Source organism: Rheinheimera pacifica (assembly GCF_900108485.1).
Taxonomy (GTDB): domain Bacteria; phylum Pseudomonadota; class Gammaproteobacteria; order Enterobacterales; family Alteromonadaceae; genus Alishewanella; species Alishewanella pacifica.
In genome coordinates this window covers 110,410-127,565 of the sequence record NZ_FNXF01000006.1, presented here as the reverse complement: position 1 = coordinate 127,565, position 17,156 = coordinate 110,410, and the positions used below count along the sequence as shown (strand labels likewise).

The following is a 17,156-nucleotide window of genomic DNA, read 5'->3' as shown; positions in this document are numbered from 1 at the left end:
TGTAACGGTTTATTTAGCGGATTTGTGCTTAGCTTTGAGCAACCAGCCCTGCTGAGCGGCTTTGCAACTGAGCATGTTTATCAAACAACACTCTCATCTGATTACTGGCCTTATAAGGTGCAACCTTTTGATTAACCTGCTCTGGCTGTATCTGGCCATTACGCATACGTTGCCAGGTAGCAAGCATCTGCTGCGCCAGTTGTTGTACCAGTTCGGCTGAGTCGTTGTTTTGCTCCAGCAGCACACCATTAATATTGTTGTCTATTACCAGTGATAACTGCGGCAGGTTAACCGAGCAAACCGGGCGCCCTGCACACAATGCTTCAAGCACATAAACTGGCATACCTTCAAATACCGAGGTAACAATGCCCATATGCCAGCCCTGCCAAAGCTGCGCCACCTTCGCTGAAGTTTTAAAGCCGTGGCAGACTGTCAGCGGTGCTATGGCGGCAAACTCGGCAAAGCTCTGTGGCTTAGCGGCACCCACGTAATGAAATTCAACCTGGTTATCAGTGCGCTTTGCCAGCTCAGCAATAACGTTAAACATCATGCCCGGGCGTTTAAAGGTGTCGAGCCGGCCCACAAAAGCAATTTTTAACGGCCCTTGCAAATCCGGGTAAACGGTGGGTTTAAACAACTGATCATCCACGCTTACTGTCATAAAATCGGTTTTTGTGGCCACTTCCGGATAGTCGCGGCGGATGCGGTCAGTTTGCTGCTGATTGACTGAATACACATGGCGGGCACTGCGTACAGCATGTTTTTCATTAAACTTGTGCAAAAACCAGTAACGGCTGAGTAAAGAATCCATTGGCTGATCCGGATTTGCATCGCCATGAGTAGTTAACACATAGTCAAAACCATATAAACGGCACAACCAGGCGAACTCATAACGCTGGATATCGAAGCTGCTTGGCATCTCTTTTGCCAGCGCCTTAATCCGCGAGCTATAACGGATAAAATTAACGAAGAATCTTAATGTCGTAGACTGAAATAGTGATTTGGCTGCTGCATTTACTTCACCCTGATGACAATGCATTATTGGCATAAACAGAAAACGGCCACCAAACATTTCTACTTCGATCAGCTCACCCAGTTTACGTTTACCACTGTCGTCTACACCAATCAAAATCAGCCGCATACCGGCCGGGCAGTATTTCAATAGTTGCCGTACATGGGTTTCAATACCCCCTACTTTGCTGCCAAAAGGGTCAATAGGGTGCACGGAAAAAAAAGTGGTTTTGTAAGTCATAATTGCACCTTAAATTAGTTTAACTGGCTTTGCGCTGCCAGACTGTCGCAACCGAGCTGCTCAAATACCTGTTCGGTTTGGCGGGCAGCTTTAGGCCAGTTAAAACGCTGCTGATTTTGCAGGGCTTTAACTGACAGCGCACTGAATAGCGCATCATCATGCAACAATGCATACATATGCTCGGCCAGAGCCGCACCATCTTCGGGGGCAAAAAACAGCGCACCATCTCCGGCCACCTCACGCAGTACCGGAATATCTGCCGCAATCACTGGCGTGCCGTGGGCCTGGGCTTCAACAACAGGTAAACCAAAGCCTTCGTAACGTGACGGAAACGCCAGAAACCGCGCCCGGCTATATAGCTCACTAAGCTGGCCATCACTTAGGTAACCCAGTGAAACCGGTGCCGCCCCATGTGGTATTGCAGCAACAAAGCGGGCAAAATTGCCCTGAGTGTCGGCGCCCACATGTTTAACCTCAATACTGCGCCCGCTATGGCGCAGCAGCCCCAGCGCCCTTACCAGAGTATCGGCGCCTTTATTTGGCGAGACATTGGCCACAAAAAGGCCAAAACTCTGACGTTTTTGGACATCACTGTCGATATTTTCCGGTATTGGCAGGCAAGGCCCTTCACCAATAACGACCGTTTTATCGGCAAATTGCGGATAGTAACGCGCCACATCATTACAGGTATTTTGCGATACACAGATAATCTTGCTGGCGCTGCGGCACGTCAGCGGATAAAACAACTGCCACCATAAACGATGATGCCGCTTGTAAGATGCCGGTGATACATTGAAATACAGATCATGCGTTACGGTAACCCTGGGCCAGCTGCCGATAAAACCACCTAAGGGGTTGCAGTTAAATTCGGCATCGGCCTGATGTTGTTTCATCTGCTGCGGTACTAACCAAAGCTGGCGTAACAGGTTGCGTGGCGTAGACTCAATATAGGGTACCGATACCACAGTTAACCCCGGATTGCGCAGCGCTACCGGCAAACATTCCTCCGACCAGGAGGTAAGCAGCACATACTGGTGCTGCTCGGATTTCAGCAATTCGGCCAGTAACGAGAATAAATACTTGCTGATGCCGGAAATACGGTTTGCCGGCTCCAACAAATGATTTATCAGGATCTTCATGATGCCACCAGCAAATTACTTATTTGCTCTGTGTAATAGCTCATCAATGCCACATCGGCACGGCTTTCCACGTTTAGCCGCACTACCGGCTCGGTATTCGAGCTGCGCAGGTTAAAACGCCAGTCGGCAAATTCAAGGCTGATACCGTCGGTGCGGTCAACCACCAGCGCCCCGGCAATATAATGTTGCAGTACCCGCTCAATAGCAGCTTTAGGATCATTAAGCGTAAAGTTAATTTCGCCTGACGACGGAAATGCGGCAATACGTTCATTCACTAGTTGGGATAACGGCTGTGCTTTGAGGCAAATTAGCTCTGCTACCAACAACCAGGGGATCATACCGCTGTCACAATAAGCGAAATCACGGAAATAATGGTGCGCACTCATTTCGCCGCCATATACAGCATCTTCCAGACGCATCCGCTCTTTTATAAAGGCGTGGCCGGTTTTTGACTGTATGGGTTTACCGCCGGCCTGAATAGCCAAGTCAATGGTATTCCAGGTTAACCGCGGGTCGTGGATCACACTGGCGCCGGCATGCTTTTGTAAAAAAGCCTCGGCCAGTAAACCAACAATATAGTAGCCCTCGATAAACTGGCCACGCTCGTCAAACAGGAAGCAGCGGTCAAAATCGCCGTCCCAGGCAATACCAAAGTCGGCTTTATGCTCCAGCACCGCAGCACGGGTATCGGCACGGTTTTCTACCAGCAGCGGGTTAGGGATACCATTTGGAAAAGTCGCATCCGGCTGATGATGCACCTTAATAAAGCTAACCGGTACCTTTAGCCGGGCAAAAGCTTGTTCCAACGCATCGATCACATGGCCGGCAGCCCCGTTACCAGAGTTGGCAACAATACGCAGCGGTTTAATATTGGCCAAATCGATATAACCAAGCAAATGTTCAATGTAGGCATCCAATACCGATTGTTTGGTGTAAGTGCCCTTTTTTTCCACTTGCTGAAATTCACCCTGCTCGGCCAGTTGCTGAATAGCAAACAAACCACTGTCGCCACTAATTGGCCGGGCGCCACTTTGCACCAGCTTCATGCCGTTATAATCAATAGGATTATGGCTGGCGGTCACTTCAATGCCACCATCTACCTGCAGATGAAAAGTGGCAAAATACACTTCTTCTGTGCCGGTCATACCGATATCGATAACATCACAGCCTGCATCCATCAGGCCTTCAGCCAGTGCCAGTTTTAATTCTTCTGACGTAGCACGTACATCTGCACCCAATACCACCTGGCGCGGTTTAAGGTAGTCGCCAAAAGCGCGGCCGATACGGTAAGCCACATCGTTATTGAGTTGTTCACCCAACTTGCCGCGAATATCATACGCTTTAAAACAGGTTATTTTTTGCATTGCCTTAAGCCCTCCCATAGCGATCAGCAAAGCGCACAATATCATCTTCACCAAGATAAGAGCCAGACTGCACTTCAATCAGTTCCAGTGGCACTTTGCCGGGGTTTTCCAGCGCGTGCACTGCCGTGATGGGGATATAAACCGACTGATTTTCTGTGACAAATTGCTCTTTATCGTCAATGGTAACTCTGGCCGTGCCCGATACCACTATCCAGTGCTCAGCGCGGTGATGGTGCATTTGAACCGACAGTTTGGCACCGGGTTTTACCGTAATACGTTTCACCTGAAAACGCTCACCGTTATCGACAGAGTCATACTTACCCCAGGGCCGGTAAACCTCACGGTGAAATACCGCCTCACTGCGGCCGGCTTCAGCCAGTTGGCTAACAATCTGTTTTACCTGCTGCGCTTTATCTTTGTGTGCCACCAACACCGCATCTTTAGTGCTGATCACGATCAAATCTTCAACACCTACTGCCGCCACCAGCTTGTCATCACTGTGGATGTAAGTGCCATGGCTATCCAGTGCCAGTACATCACCGCTTAGCACATTGTCCTGGGCATCTTTTGCAGACACCTGCCACAACGCAGCAAAACCACCGACATCATTCCAGCCGGCATCCAGTGGCAGCACGACGGCATGCTCTGTACGCTCCATCACGGCATAATCAATCGAATCTGCCGGGCAAGCTGCAAAGGCGGCTTTATCCACACGCACAAATTCTAAATCGGGTGTTTGCTCTGCCATTGCGGCTTCACAGGCGGTGTAAATATCCGGGCGGAACTGTTGCAGCTGCTGCAGGTACACATCAGCCCGGAACATAAACATACCGCTGTTCCAGTAATATTCGCCGCTTTGCAGGTATTGCTCCGCAGTTGGCAGATCAGGTTTTTCAACAAAACGTTGTACCCTGTACGCATCACCCACCTGCTCGCCACGCTTTATATAACCATAACCGGTTTCTGCATTGGCCGGCACTATACCGAAAGTAACCAGTTTACCAGCCTGTGCCAGCGGCAATGCCTGCTCTGTTGCCTGCTGAAATGCTTTAGTGTCAGTAATGACATGATCTGCTGCCAGTACCAATAGCACCGTATCAGCATTGTTTTGCTGACGGGCGCGCATCGCTGCCAGCGCAATAGCCGGTGCTGTATTGCGGCCAACCGGCTCCAGCATAATATCGGCTTTTTTCAGCCCGAGCTGGCGCACCTGCTCAGCGGCGATAAAGCGATGATCTTCATTACAGATAAACAGCGGCGCGGCATGTTCCAGCCCGTTTAAGCGCAATACCGTTTGCTGCAACATGGTGTGTTTGCCGGTAAGTGGCAGAAACTGCTTGGGAAAATTACCACGGGACAACGGCCACAAACGGGTTCCGGAGCCTCCGGCCATAATTACAGGTGTAAACATAACAACTCCTTTAACATAATACGTTACCAACCAATAACCTGCCTGCTGTATGAGCCCAGCGCTTTTTTAATGCTCCAGGCCAGCAGTAAGGTGGCGGAAAATACCGCCAGGGTAAGAATGTGCCAGTACAAAAAACCAGAAAATGTATTATTTAACAATCTCTTAAAAACAGCTATCACAATTGGGTGTAAAAAAAAGATGGCAAAGCTGGCTGATGCAACCATATCTACCAGCCGGTGGCGCTGTTGCCAGTGCCGCTCAAACAATAACAATATGGCTACCGCCTGCATGATTTTCTCAATCACTTTTAAATCGATGCCGGCATAAGTAAAAAAGTATTTATGTGCATTGTGAGCAATACCCAGATAAGCACTCTGATACACCGACAACAGGATAGAAGCCAGCAGCAAGCACCAGGGCAACCATAAATAGCGTTCACGCAGCAAATCAAAATGGCGGTTAAACACCATACCAAACATAAACACCGGCAAAAAATAGACAAAGCTTTGCAACGGATTAAGGTTATCCTCAGCCCGGTGTACAAACATTGCCAGCAGCAATAACGCCGTAACCATCATCAGTTGCACCCTGCTGCTCAGGTAATAAAACCTTACCAGCAACGGCGAAACAGCAAACACCAGCAAAATAAACGGTATATACCAATAACCGGTAAATACGCGGCCGGTTAGCAAATACTTAAAAAACGGCAACAGGTACTGATAATAAAAGCCATCGTTGCTATCAACAAAGTACCCGGGATACTGCACTACTACCGCAAAGCAGATCACCGGAACCGATATCCATAAATAAGGTGATGCAATATTGCGCCACTTTCTGGCGATAAAATCTGCATACCGAAATGTGCTAACATTAAGATGTGCAAACAAAAAACCACTGATAAAGGCAAAAAAGAACGTGCCGCCGGGTATCATATACAAGTAAACGTTTTGCCAGGTTTGCTCCGGGTACCAGTTTGAGATCCAGAAGCAATGGCCAAACACGATCAGAAAAATAGATAACGCCCGAAAATTATTAATACCGTGATAAAACACTGCCACTCCTACTCTCTGAAAAGCACACTGGCTGCTTGTTTATCTGCAGCGGCTAAGGCATTCCAGCGTTGAATATTTTGCCGGGCAAGCTCACTTTGTTGCTGTATCTGCGCAGTATCGCTGCAAAAATCAATAATTTGCGTCGCAGCTTGTTCAGCATCACTAACATCGACCAGCAGCCCCGACTCGCCAAGCACTTCAGCAAACACCGGGATTTTTGCCGCTACCACGGCAATACCACTGTACTGCAACTCCAGCAATGGCAAGCCCAGCCCTTCGTCATGGGAGGTAGACAGGTAAAATGTCGCGCTGTCGAGCAGTGTTTTTATCTCATCAGCTGACAAATAGCCGCGGCAAAATACACCGGCAGTGTTTTGTAGCAAGCGGGCATCCGGGCCCCAACCAAGCCGGCCAACAATATGTAGCTCAATGCCGTCGCCAAGACGCTGTTTAAGCGCGTTAAAAATAGCGACCGCAGCAGTGTAATTTTTACGTGGCTCTACCGTGCCCAGCATGACAATCTTGAGCTTACTCAAATCAACAGTGCTATAACGCCCGCTGTTATGCGGCAGCGCAAAAACGTTACGCACCTGTGGCCGTAACATAATAATGCGCGCATCGCTCTGGCAGAACTGCTGCAAGTCCTGTTTGGTTTTTAGTGAATTGACAAAAAAGCTGTTAAGCCGCTTTACCGCAAAACCAAATGAAGGCCGCATATAGTATCGGGCCCGCGGGTTAAGCTCCTGCTCACGGGTTAGCAAAAACACGTCGTGAATATAAGGCACCAGGCGTTTTTTCAATAACAGTGTAGCCAGAATAGACGGCGGGAAACCGGGTGTAATAATCAAACTTTTCGGGTACTTAAGCGCGGCATACAAAATACCGAACCATTGCTGAAACAACATGCCGCCAATACTGCTGGCTTTTAACCGCACAACCTGACAACCGCCCAACGCTTCATCAGAAAACAGCTCTTCGGTAATACGCTCAATGCCCGTGGTTTTACGCCCCAGATGAGAGCAGTCAATAATTGCATCTGGTAGCGACATCTCAGGTGCAGACATCAGCGGCTCTCCTTCACAGTAAGGCGGTACTCTGTTAAAGCAATACGTACAAAGGCCCATGAATCAATTAAATAGCGTTTGGCTAAACGACGCGGATCTGACAATAACCGCCACAACCACTCCAGGCTGACACGTTGCACCCACTGCGGTGCCCGTTTTGCTGTACCGGCAAAAAAATCCAGCCCGGCGCCAAAACCAAAGCCGTACATACCTGACAGCTGCTCGCGGTGGCGCTGCATCCACAACTCCGACTTAGGCGCTCCTACGCCAAAAAACAGGTGCGTAGTGCCCATGGCCGTTATTTTCTGCAGCATCTCGTTGCTGTAAACACTGTCTTTTTCAAAACCAAATTCCGGTACCAACACGCGTTGCTCAGGTGTACTGTAGCCTTGCTTTGCTAGCCAGTGCCGTAAATACGCGGCAGTGGCTTCATTTGCGCAGACAAAAAATGGTGCATGCTGGCCCGGTGTTAACGCCGCTAAAATCGCCGGAAACAAATCAGCCCCGGTAATACGCCCAGGCGTGGCAATGCCAAGAGACTTAAGCAAGCGCACAACCGGAAAGCCATCTGCAGTTACCAGCCAGGCGTTGGTACAGGCGTGTTTAAATTCATGATGCCGGCGCATGGTTACCATATGATCAACATTCGTTGTCACAACCAGACGCAGTGGTTCCTGTGCAGGCGTCACTTGCTTGAGGCTTTGTACAATCTCGTTTTGCGCTAGCAGGCAAAAACGCAGCCCGGCTACCGGCTGGCTTTTTTTAATCTGGGTGGGTTGTTGCATCATATTTGTCACCTTTACACCGTCTTCAACAAATGCAGGTGCTTTTTATCTTTGTTCAGATCAGCAAAGATACGTTCGATAGTGGCACGCAAAGGCTTAGCGTATAAGTCATGTTGCAGAGCATATTCAAGATTGGCCTGAATTAAACCCAGCTTGGTGCCGCAATCATGGCTTTTGCCAACGATATGATAGGCTTCTATCGTTTCACGCAGACACAACTGATAAATCGCATCGGTCAGTTGAATTTCATCACCGGCTCCGGGTGTAATATGTGCCAGTAAATCCCAGATGTGTTCCGACAATACATAACGGCCGGTAATAGCAAAGTTGCTTGGCGCTTCATCCACAGCGGGCTTTTCTACCATATCGCTGATCACTGCACTGGTACCGGCGCGTAAATTAACGTCTTGCAGATCTACCACACCGTATTGATCGACCATATTGCGCGGCACCGGCTCTACCATAATCTGGCTGGCTCCGGTTTCGCTATAGCGCGCCATCATTGCCGCCAGGTTATCGACTTTCAGATCACTCTGATGCTGATCAATCAGCACATCCGGCAGCAAAATAGCAAAAGGGTTGTGCCCTACTACCGGATACGCGCACATAATGGCGTTGCCCAGCCCCAGCGCAACCGGCTGACGCACTGAAATCAGCGTTACGTTCTTTGGCACTATGCTGCGCACTTCGTCCAGCAACTGGCGTTTAACCCGCTTCTCCAGCGTGGCCTCAAGCTCAAAGCTGGTATCAAAATGATTTTCAATACTGTTTTTTGAAGAATGGGTTACCAGCACTATTTCTGTCATGCCGGCGGCAATCGCTTCCTGTACCACATGCTGGATTAAAGGTTTGTCCAGCACCGGTAACATTTCTTTCGGAATAGCCTTGGTTGCAGGCAGCATCCGCGTTCCTAAACCGGCCACGGGGATCACCGCTTTAGTGATTTTAGCGCGACGAAGATCAGTGGGTGGTGTGACAGTTTTCATAGCCTGAGCGTCCTGTTTCTGACAGTAACAATTTACTGATTAATGCTTAACAGGGTTAAGCGTTCAGGGCAGACTACAGGCTAGCGAAGTTCGAAGTCAATTTTGTATAGGTGAAGTTTTTGTGATTAACGCGTTATGAAATTTCATCCGTAATATTCAGCAAGCGTTCAAGATAGTGCTGCTCTATACCATAAAACTGTTTTATTTCAGCAACTTGCTTTAACAATATTTCACGGTTACATTTTTGTTTGTTTTTTGTTGCCAGTATCATCTTATTTTTACTGGTATGTTCCAGCGATACAAACTCAAATACCTTAGTATTATAGCCGGATGCCTCAAGTAACAAGGCACGCAGGCTGTCTGTTACCATTTCAGCTTCCTGGCCTAAATGGATACCATGTATTAACATGGGTGCCAGTACCGCTGGCGTTTTCATTTGTGGCCGGATCTGTTTATGACAGCATGGCGAGCACATAATAATATCTGCGCCAGTAGCGATGCCCATATGAATGGCGTAATCCGTAGCAATATCGCAGGCATGTAACGCTATCATCACGTTAATACCCCGGGCTTTAAAATGCTTCACATCGCCCTGCTCAAACGCTATACCGTTAAGGCTCAGCTTCGCTGCTGTAGTATTGCACAGATCAACCAGGTTTTGTCTTAACTCTACTCCGGTAACTTTAGCATCAAGCCCCAGGGTACCGGTAAGATAATCGTGCATGGCGAAGGTTAAATAGGCTTTGCCAGAACCAAAATCAGCCACATGCAGCTGTTTTTGTTTACTAAGGCCGGTGTCTTGTACAGCACCGGAGAAAATCTCAATAAATTTATTAATTTGCTTCCACTTACGCGACATTGCCGGTATGAGTTGCTGCCGGGCATCGGTAACGCCCAACTCCTGCAAAAACGGCCTGTCCAGTGTCAGGTAACGATGTTTTTCACGGTTATGGCTGGCCTGCTGTACAGTTACCGGCTGGCTTAAACGCTTGTGCTGATACAATACTTTGCCTTTTTTACTGATACTAAGCTGCGCTTCGGCCTCAGCGCTAAATAAATTAGCCGCATAAAACTGCACGCCTAACAGCGCCTTAATTTCGCTTATTGCCTGCTCAGCCGTATAGTTATGCGTTACATCGTTGGTTTGGTATTTATAGGTAAAACTAAGCTGCCAGTGTTGTTTCAACGCTACCGGCCTTACCTGTAACTGCTTTAACGGCTCTGCGCCCTGGTACTTACTCAGCACCAGCTTATGCAGCTGTTTTGCCGCAATAGCACTGCTAAGCTGAGCTAAAAAAGGCTCAAGTTCAGTTGAAGGAGGTTCAATGGCAGGCATATAAGTGTTCCGCTACAACAAAATTGCCGCTAGTGTAGTCGGATCTGTCCTGAAGAGAAAGAATGCCGGTAAAAATCAGGCGCTATGGCGATAAGGCAACACCACATCCAGTGCACTGACTCGATTGCGCAGCACACGTATCACCTGCAAACGCGGTAGCGTCTTACCGGCCAGCGTATTTATTTCACCCAACAATAAACAGGTTACACAATCAGGTTCAGTAGCCAGCACCAACGCATATTGGTTAGTTAGCCCACGTAGTATTACCACATCCGACTGAACCGCATTGCACTGGCTACCCTGCTGAAAATACCAGCTTTTATGCGCCAATTGCTGTAAAAACGGCGCGCACAGTGCACTAAGGCACAATTCCAACCGCACGGCTGCTGGCATATCCAGTTGCTGTAAACTCTCATCAATAGCCCAGAAAGTCTCAGCCTCTGCCATAGACAACGGCTGATACTGAGGTTGCTGTACCAGCTGACTTGCAGTAAAAGGCGAACAAAACTGTGCCTCATCGCTGATATCCAGCAATAAGCGGTCTTTGGATGGACAGTAAGTCCAGAACCAGCGTTCTGATGGCCTGAGCATAGGTTTACCTGCGGTTTATTAAGTAGGTTATTTATCAAACAGTTATAGAAATACACTAAGCTGATCAAGATGTTAAAGACTGTTTTGTTCTAACATTGCAAGATCAGCTACTGATCCTTATAAGCTGGTTACGATCTGTTTCAACAGTTGTGGGCCTTTATAAATAAAACCGGTATAAACCTGCAGCAAATTCGCCCCGGCATTCAGTTTATCCTGCGCTGACCGGGCATCGCTAATACCACCCACGCCAATAATCGGCATAGCTGTGCCTACAGCGGCACGCAGTTGGCGCAGTACTTCGGTGCTTTTATCTCTTACCGGTAACCCGCTTAAACCGCCGGCTTCATCGGCATAACGCTGCCCCTGCACCAGGCTTCTGTCCAGTGTGGTATTGGTAGCAATAACACCGTCCATTTTGCTTTTCAGCAGGGTTTCGGCAACCTGATTTACCGCCACCAGATCCATATCCGGCGCAATTTTTACGAACACCGGCACATATTTATCCTGCTGCGCCTGCAAATCCAGCTGTTCATTTTTCACACTTTGCAATAAATCGTACAATGCATCGCCAAATTGCAGATCGCGTAAACCCGGCGTGTTGGGTGACGAAATATTCACAGTAATGTAGCTGGCATGGGCATACACTTTACGCATACAGTGCACATAATCATCTTTGCCCTGCTCGTTCGGTGTATCTTTGTTTTTGCCGATATTAATACCCAGCACGCCCTTATAGCTGGCTTTTTTTACGTTTTCTACCAGATAATCGACGCCTTTGTTATTAAAGCCCATGCGGTTAATAATGGCCTGAGACTGTGGCAAACGGAAAATACGCGGTTTGTCATTTCCCAGCTGTGGTTTTGGCGTTACGGTACCCACTTCAATAAAACCAAAGCCCATCTGGCCAAAAGCATCAATGCATTCGGCATTTTTATCCAGCCCGGCAGCTAAACCCAGCGGGTTATCAAAATGGATACCGGCCACGGTAACCGGCTTTAATGGCAATGTTTGGCGCCATAAACCAGCCAGAGGCGTATGAGCCAAATGCTTTAAGCTGCCAAGGGCAAAATTATGTGACCATTCGGCGTCACAGGCGAACATCAATTTCTGTGCTATTGGATAAAACATAAACGGCCTTATAAAAACAAAAAAATACCCCGGACAAGCCGGGGTATTGTAGCCAGTAAGGTTGTTATTTTACAGGGTCACAGTGGTGACTTAACAACATTAATTCACGTAATGCTACTGAGAACTTAGCAAACTCGTGGTTTTTCGTGGTTTTAAACTCAGCCAGCATCAGGCGCCAACGTTCCAGTATCGCTTCATGCTCGGTCAGCCAGCTGTTAATCACCTCATCTGCGGCACAAGATTTACCACAACTACGCACTACTACGGCAGATAGAGCACGTTGCTGCCAGTCCAGCTCTTCACGGTAGGAAGCCCGTGCCAATGCCTGCCAGTGGTTCGCCACCGGCTGATTGGTTATTTGCTCCAGGAACCAGTGCAGATCCAGTTTATCGCCCAGCTTAAAGTATATTTCTGCTGCCATAGCCAGTGGTACTTTTTCGGCATCCACTACCTGAGCAATATCCATTACCGAGAATACCGTGCTCAGTTGCGCCAGGTATTGCGCGATTTCTTCCGGTACGCCTTGCTCTGTCAGTACAGCTTGCTTTTGCTGTAACTGCTCAACTTCAGTTTGTGCCAGATAATTACCCAGTTCTTTATTCAATTGCTGATAAGCAGGTTTAAAGAAGTCCAGTGTCTGCTGAATATCCAACGCCTTATTGCGATGGCGCAGGAACCAGCGGGTGGCGCGTCGCATAGTGCGGCGCAGCTGATGGAATAGCTTGCTTTGCAGTGAAGCCGCAATAATGTTGTCCAGCTGTTCAATCTTGCGCCACATGGCAGATACATCAAACAGATCACGGGCGATGGCGTAGCACAATGTTACTTCACCGACACCGGCGCCGGTTTCCTCCAGCATACGCTGAGCAAAATTAGGCCCCATTTCATTTACCATCATATTGGCCAGTTTAGTGGCAATAATTTCGGCTTTCAGTGGGTGTGTTTCCATTTCTGCAGCATATTTATCCTGCAGCATTTGCGGGAACGCAGCAAACAACTGGCGTTTGAAGTAGTTGTTTTCGTAGATCTCAGGCAGTACCAGCCGCTCTTTTAGCACCATCTTGCCGTAAGCTGTCAGGATAGACAGTTCTGGCCGGGTCAGGCCCTGGCCTTTTGCCATACGATCAGCCAGTTCGTCGTCTGAGGGTAAAAACTCCAGCTCGCGGTTTAACTTACCCTCTTTTTCCAGCGTATGAATAAAACGGGTGTATTCTTTTAACTGCTCAGCGCCCAGTAACGATGACACACTGATGCTCTGGGTTTGACGGTAGCAATCTTTAATAACAATAGCGGCTACATCATCTGTCATTTCAAACAGTATTTTATTGCGCTGTTTCAGTGTCAGATCGCCACCGGCCACCAGCGTATTTAGTAAAATCTTGATGTTTACTTCGTTGTCCGAGCAGGTTACGCCACCGACGTTGTCAACGAAGTCGGTATTGATCTGGCCGCCATGCATGGCAAATTCGATACGGCCGCGTTGGGTACAACCTAAGTTACCGCCTTCACCGAAGATTTTTGCTTTAAGCTCCTTACCATTCACCCGCAGCGGCTCTGAACCACGATCACCTACTTCTGCATGGCTCTCGCTGGTGGCTTTAACGTAAGTACCGATACCGCCGTTCCAAATCAGATCGACCGGCATCATCAATGCCTCACGGATCAGCTCATTCGGTGTCATGCTAGCTTTAGTGGTGCCGAGCATTTCTTTCATTTGAGCTGAAAGTTTAATCGCTTTAGCACTGCGCAGGAAAATACCACCGCCTTCTGAAATTAATGACTTGTCATAGTCATCCCAGGTGGACGTAGGCAGGTTAAACATGCGGTTACGCTCTTCCCAGCTTTTTGCCGAATCCGGATTCGGATCAACAAAGATGTGCATATGGTTAAACGCTACCTGCAGGCGGATGTGTTTTGACAACAACATACCATTACCGAATACATCGCCGGCCATATCACCTATACCGACACAGGTAAAATCTGTGGTTTGGCAGTCAATGCCAATTTCGCGGAAATGACGTTTAACCGACTCCCAACCACCGCGCGCGGTAATACCCATCTTCTTATGGTCATAGCCGTTAGAGCCACCGGAGGCAAAAGCATCACCTAACCAGAAGTTATACTCTTCTGAAATACCGTTAGAAATATCTGAGAAAGTAGCAGTACCTTTGTCGGCCGCTACGACCAGGTACGGGTCGTCCTCGTCATGGCGCACCACCTCTTTTGGCGGCACTATTACGCCTTGCACGATGTTATCTGTTACATCCAGCAAACCGCGGATAAAGGTACGGTAGCAGTCTTTACCTTCATTGAGGAAAGCTTCACGGCCACCGGTTTCCGGCAGTTTTTTACAGACAAAACCACCTTTGGAGCCGGTAGGCACTATTACTGTATTTTTTACCGTTTGGGCTTTTACCAGCCCCAGCACCTCGGTGCGGAAATCTTCACGTCGATCAGACCAGCGTAAACCACCGCGGGCGACCTTACCAAAGCGCAGATGCACACCTTCAACTCTGGGCGAGTACACGAAAATTTCAAACATCGGTGTAGGCAATGGCATATCCGGAATTAAACCAGACTTAATTTTAAAAGAAATATAGGGTTTATCGTTACCCTCAGCATTCTTCTGGAAATAGTTGGTACGCAACGTCGCTTTAATCATGTCGACAAAACGGCGCACAATACGGTCATCGTCCAGGTTAGCCACGTTTTCCAGCTGAGAAGCAATTTGCTCTTCCAGTTTATCGGCCACTTTGCTACTGGCTTTGGACTTGGGATCAAACTTGCTGTTAAACAGCTGCACCAGCAAGTTTGCCAGCTCAGCATAACGGGCAAAAGTGCTTTCAACATAAGATTGGCTGAAGGTACCGCCAATCTGGCGTTTATATTTAGCTAACGCACGCAGTAAAGATGCCTCACGCCCGCTTAAACCAGCGCCCAGGATCAGACGGTTAAAGCCATCATCTTCCAACTGGCCTGCCCATACTTTGGCAAAAGAATCCTGGAATGACTGCTGTGCGGCTTCAAAATCGGCCGGTATAGCGCAGTTAAGCTCCATGGCAAAGTTTAAAATCCAGCTGACACTGCCATCGGCACATTTAACTGCATAGGGTGTTTCACCAATAACGCGCAGGCCGAAGTTTTCCAGCATCGGCAATACATCAGATAAATGGATCGGATGATCTTTATGGAACAGGTTCAGCCGCACCGCTTTGCTATCGGCTTTTTCTTCCTGTGGCCGGTAAAACAGCATTTCCAGCTTATGATCATCATTTAATGCCTCGAGCTTACCGATATCGACCAGCGCGTCGTTTGGCAGCATTTCTTCTTTGTAGCTGCGCGGGAAAGCATTAACGTATTTGCCAATCAGCTCACGACCGCGGGCTTCACCGTAGACACCCAGTAAGGCGCTTTCTAATTTATCTTCCCAGGTGCGGGCCGCTTCAACTAAATTACGCTCAATTTCTTTCACTTTATACTCGACATGGCTATCGTTGATCCGCACCAGATAATGGGTACGTGCCAACACAGATTCAGAGAAATAAGTTGTAAACTCAACCGGTTCTGCGCTTCCGAGCGCATTTTGCAATATGGCCTGGGTTTCTTTACGCAGCTGGGTGTTGTAACGCTCGCGCGGCACATACACCATAGCAGTAACAAAGCGGCCAAAGCTGTCTTTGCGCATAAACAGGCGTGTCATATCACGCTCTTGCATTTGCAGTACACCCATAGCCACATGTAGCAACTCATCTGCGGTTGCCTGAATAAGCTCATCGCGTGGATAGGTTTCCAGAATATTCAGCAGTGCCTTATAAGCATGCGTGCCGGTGGCAAACTCAGATTTTTGCATCACAGTGGCAAGCTTGTTTTTCAGCAGTGGAATGTCTGCCGCACTGTTGTTGTACAGCGATGACGAGTAAAGACCAATAAAGCGGTCTTCACCAATTACCTTGCCATCTTTATCAAACTTTTTCACACCGATGTAATCAATGTACGCCGGGCGATGTACGCGGGATTTATTATTGGTTTTAGTCAGGATCAACAAGCCGTTACTAATAGCTTGCTTACGGCCGGTTTCCGGCAGTTCAGACAACATCAGATCGCGCGCAGCAGAACGGCGCATTAAACCCAGTGATGTGGCATCAATGCCACTGATTTTATAATCGCCCTTTACCGGGCCAATGGTGTATTCACGGTAGCCCAACAAGGTAAAGTTATCTTTGGCCAGCCAGTTTAAAAACTCGGTGACATCTTTAATATCTTCGGCAGAGGCTTTACCGGCTTGTTTGGGCAGCGCCTTAATAACCTGTTGCAGCTTGTCCTGGGCGGGTTGCCAGTCTTGTACTGCCAGCGATACATCTTCCATTACCGAATGCAGTTCATCGGTTAAGCTGTCAATGGCGGCTTTACCTGTCAGACGGTCAATTTCAATATGAAATACCGTCTGCTGGGTGCTGGCTTTAGCTTTGCTACCCAGCTTAAAGAAATCAGTGATTTGGCCTTTGCTGTCGCGCTCAGTTTGCAGTGGATAATGCAGTAGCAAATGCGCCGCTATTGACTGGCGGTTTAATGCCATGCGTACCGAATCCACCAGAAATGGCATGTCTTGTACCACTATTTCTACGATAGTGTGTTTAGACTCCCAGCCATGCTTGGCAATTTCCGGGTTAAATACCCGGATCATCGACGCAGGCTCAGCATGACCGTTAAAAGTCTGCCATAAACTCAGCGCGGCGCCGTATAAATCACTGTCATTACGGCCAACTAAGTCTTCATTCGACATGTTGCCGTACAGGGTGTAAGCGAATTTTTCAACCAGGCTGACCTGGTCTTTCACTTTTTGTTTAATCAGTTTGCTAACGTTTTGTAGTAGAACAGAGGGTTGACCGTCTATCAGTGCCATTTTTTTATCCTTTTTGCAGTCACCGCTTTAGCAGCAGGATGTACCGAACATACCGGATCGTGTCAGCTGCGCAGTGTAGTGCCAATTGTAGCGCTTTTCGAGTATTATTTGGGGCTTTTATGCTGGTTAAACCAGTGATTTTTAA

Annotated in this window: 12 protein-coding genes; all 12 read right to left on the bottom strand. The window is 48.2% G+C overall.

Going from position 1 to position 17,156, the window contains the following annotated elements; all coding sequences use genetic code 11:
* Positions 1-28: 28 nt before the first annotated feature.
* The 12 genes from BLW68_RS09960 to BLW68_RS09905 all read right to left on the bottom strand — a co-directional run bounded on the left by BLW68_RS09960 (position 29) and on the right by BLW68_RS09905 (position 17,011).
* Entirely contained in the window at positions 29-1,252 is a 1,224-nt protein-coding gene (locus BLW68_RS09960) for a glycosyltransferase family 4 protein (protein ID WP_092792871.1), read from the bottom strand.
* A gap of 14 nt (positions 1,253-1,266) precedes the next feature.
* Positions 1,267-2,391 carry a glycosyltransferase family 4 protein gene (locus BLW68_RS09955; protein WP_092792868.1) on the bottom strand — a complete coding sequence of 375 codons (1,125 nt, stop codon included), beginning with the start codon at positions 2,389-2,391 and terminating at the stop codon, positions 1,267-1,269.
* Positions 2,388-3,755, bottom strand: coding sequence for a phosphohexomutase domain-containing protein (locus BLW68_RS09950; RefSeq protein ID WP_092792866.1), 1,368 nt, complete (start codon positions 3,753-3,755; stop codon positions 2,388-2,390). The genes BLW68_RS09955 and BLW68_RS09950 overlap by 4 nt, the downstream gene beginning before the upstream one ends.
* A 4-nt stretch (positions 3,756-3,759) precedes the next feature.
* The gene (locus BLW68_RS09945) at positions 3,760-5,166 is read right to left on the bottom strand and encodes a mannose-1-phosphate guanylyltransferase/mannose-6-phosphate isomerase (RefSeq protein WP_092792864.1); all 1,407 of its coding nucleotides are present in this window, start codon (positions 5,164-5,166) and stop codon (positions 3,760-3,762) included.
* A 23-nt stretch (positions 5,167-5,189) separates the two neighbouring features.
* The gene (locus BLW68_RS09940) at positions 5,190-6,224 is read right to left on the bottom strand and encodes an acyltransferase family protein (protein ID WP_092792862.1); all 1,035 of its coding nucleotides are present in this window, start codon (positions 6,222-6,224) and stop codon (positions 5,190-5,192) included.
* Between the two features lie 2 nt (positions 6,225-6,226).
* Positions 6,227-7,282, bottom strand: a complete 1,056-nt coding sequence (locus BLW68_RS09935; protein WP_177172203.1) for a glycosyltransferase — start codon at positions 7,280-7,282, stop codon at positions 6,227-6,229.
* Positions 7,282-8,070 carry a WecB/TagA/CpsF family glycosyltransferase gene (locus BLW68_RS09930; protein WP_092792857.1) on the bottom strand — a complete coding sequence of 263 codons (789 nt, stop codon included), beginning with the start codon at positions 8,068-8,070 and terminating at the stop codon, positions 7,282-7,284. The genes BLW68_RS09935 and BLW68_RS09930 overlap by 1 nt, the downstream gene beginning before the upstream one ends.
* An 11-nt stretch (positions 8,071-8,081) precedes the next feature.
* On the bottom strand, positions 8,082-9,053 hold the full coding sequence (galU, locus tag BLW68_RS09925; protein ID WP_092792856.1) for a UTP--glucose-1-phosphate uridylyltransferase GalU: 972 nt from the start codon (positions 9,051-9,053) through the stop codon (positions 8,082-8,084).
* A gap of 133 nt (positions 9,054-9,186) precedes the next feature.
* Positions 9,187-10,389 (bottom strand): class I SAM-dependent methyltransferase, encoded by a 1,203-nt coding sequence (locus BLW68_RS09920; protein WP_092792854.1) that lies wholly within the window; start codon positions 10,387-10,389, stop codon positions 9,187-9,189.
* A 75-nt stretch (positions 10,390-10,464) separates the two neighbouring features.
* Positions 10,465-10,980 carry a cell division protein ZapC domain-containing protein gene (locus BLW68_RS09915; RefSeq protein WP_092792852.1) on the bottom strand — a complete coding sequence of 172 codons (516 nt, stop codon included), beginning with the start codon at positions 10,978-10,980 and terminating at the stop codon, positions 10,465-10,467.
* Between the two features lie 117 nt (positions 10,981-11,097).
* On the bottom strand, positions 11,098-12,108 hold the full coding sequence (gene pyrD, locus BLW68_RS09910) for a quinone-dependent dihydroorotate dehydrogenase (protein WP_092792849.1): 1,011 nt from the start codon (positions 12,106-12,108) through the stop codon (positions 11,098-11,100).
* A 64-nt stretch (positions 12,109-12,172) separates the two neighbouring features.
* The gene (locus BLW68_RS09905) at positions 12,173-17,011 is read right to left on the bottom strand and encodes an NAD-glutamate dehydrogenase (RefSeq protein ID WP_092792847.1); all 4,839 of its coding nucleotides are present in this window, start codon (positions 17,009-17,011) and stop codon (positions 12,173-12,175) included.
* Between the last annotated feature and the right edge of the window lie 145 nt (positions 17,012-17,156).

Bases quoted from the DNA above. Each gene is read 5' to 3' on its own strand.
- BLW68_RS09905 (WP_092792847.1), bottom strand. From the start codon at position 17,011: ATGGCACTGATAGACGGTCAACCCTCTGTTCTACTACAAAACGTTAGC.
- BLW68_RS09945 (WP_092792864.1), bottom strand. From the start codon at position 5,166: ATGTTTACACCTGTAATTATGGCCGGAGGCTCCGGAACCCGTTTGTGG.
- BLW68_RS09950 (WP_092792866.1), bottom strand. From the start codon at position 3,755: ATGCAAAAAATAACCTGTTTTAAAGCGTATGATATTCGCGGCAAGTTG.
- BLW68_RS09960 (WP_092792871.1), bottom strand. From the start codon at position 1,252: ATGACTTACAAAACCACTTTTTTTTCCGTGCACCCTATTGACCCTTTT.
- BLW68_RS09935 (WP_177172203.1), bottom strand. From the start codon at position 7,282: ATGTCTGCACCTGAGATGTCGCTACCAGATGCAATTATTGACTGCTCT.
- pyrD (WP_092792849.1), bottom strand. From the start codon at position 12,108: ATGTTTTATCCAATAGCACAGAAATTGATGTTCGCCTGTGACGCCGAA.
- BLW68_RS09915 (WP_092792852.1), bottom strand. From the start codon at position 10,980: ATGCTCAGGCCATCAGAACGCTGGTTCTGGACTTACTGTCCATCCAAA.
- BLW68_RS09930 (WP_092792857.1), bottom strand. From the start codon at position 8,070: ATGATGCAACAACCCACCCAGATTAAAAAAAGCCAGCCGGTAGCCGGG.
- galU (WP_092792856.1), bottom strand. From the start codon at position 9,053: ATGAAAACTGTCACACCACCCACTGATCTTCGTCGCGCTAAAATCACT.
- BLW68_RS09955 (WP_092792868.1), bottom strand. From the start codon at position 2,391: ATGAAGATCCTGATAAATCATTTGTTGGAGCCGGCAAACCGTATTTCC.
- BLW68_RS09920 (WP_092792854.1), bottom strand. From the start codon at position 10,389: ATGCCTGCCATTGAACCTCCTTCAACTGAACTTGAGCCTTTTTTAGCT.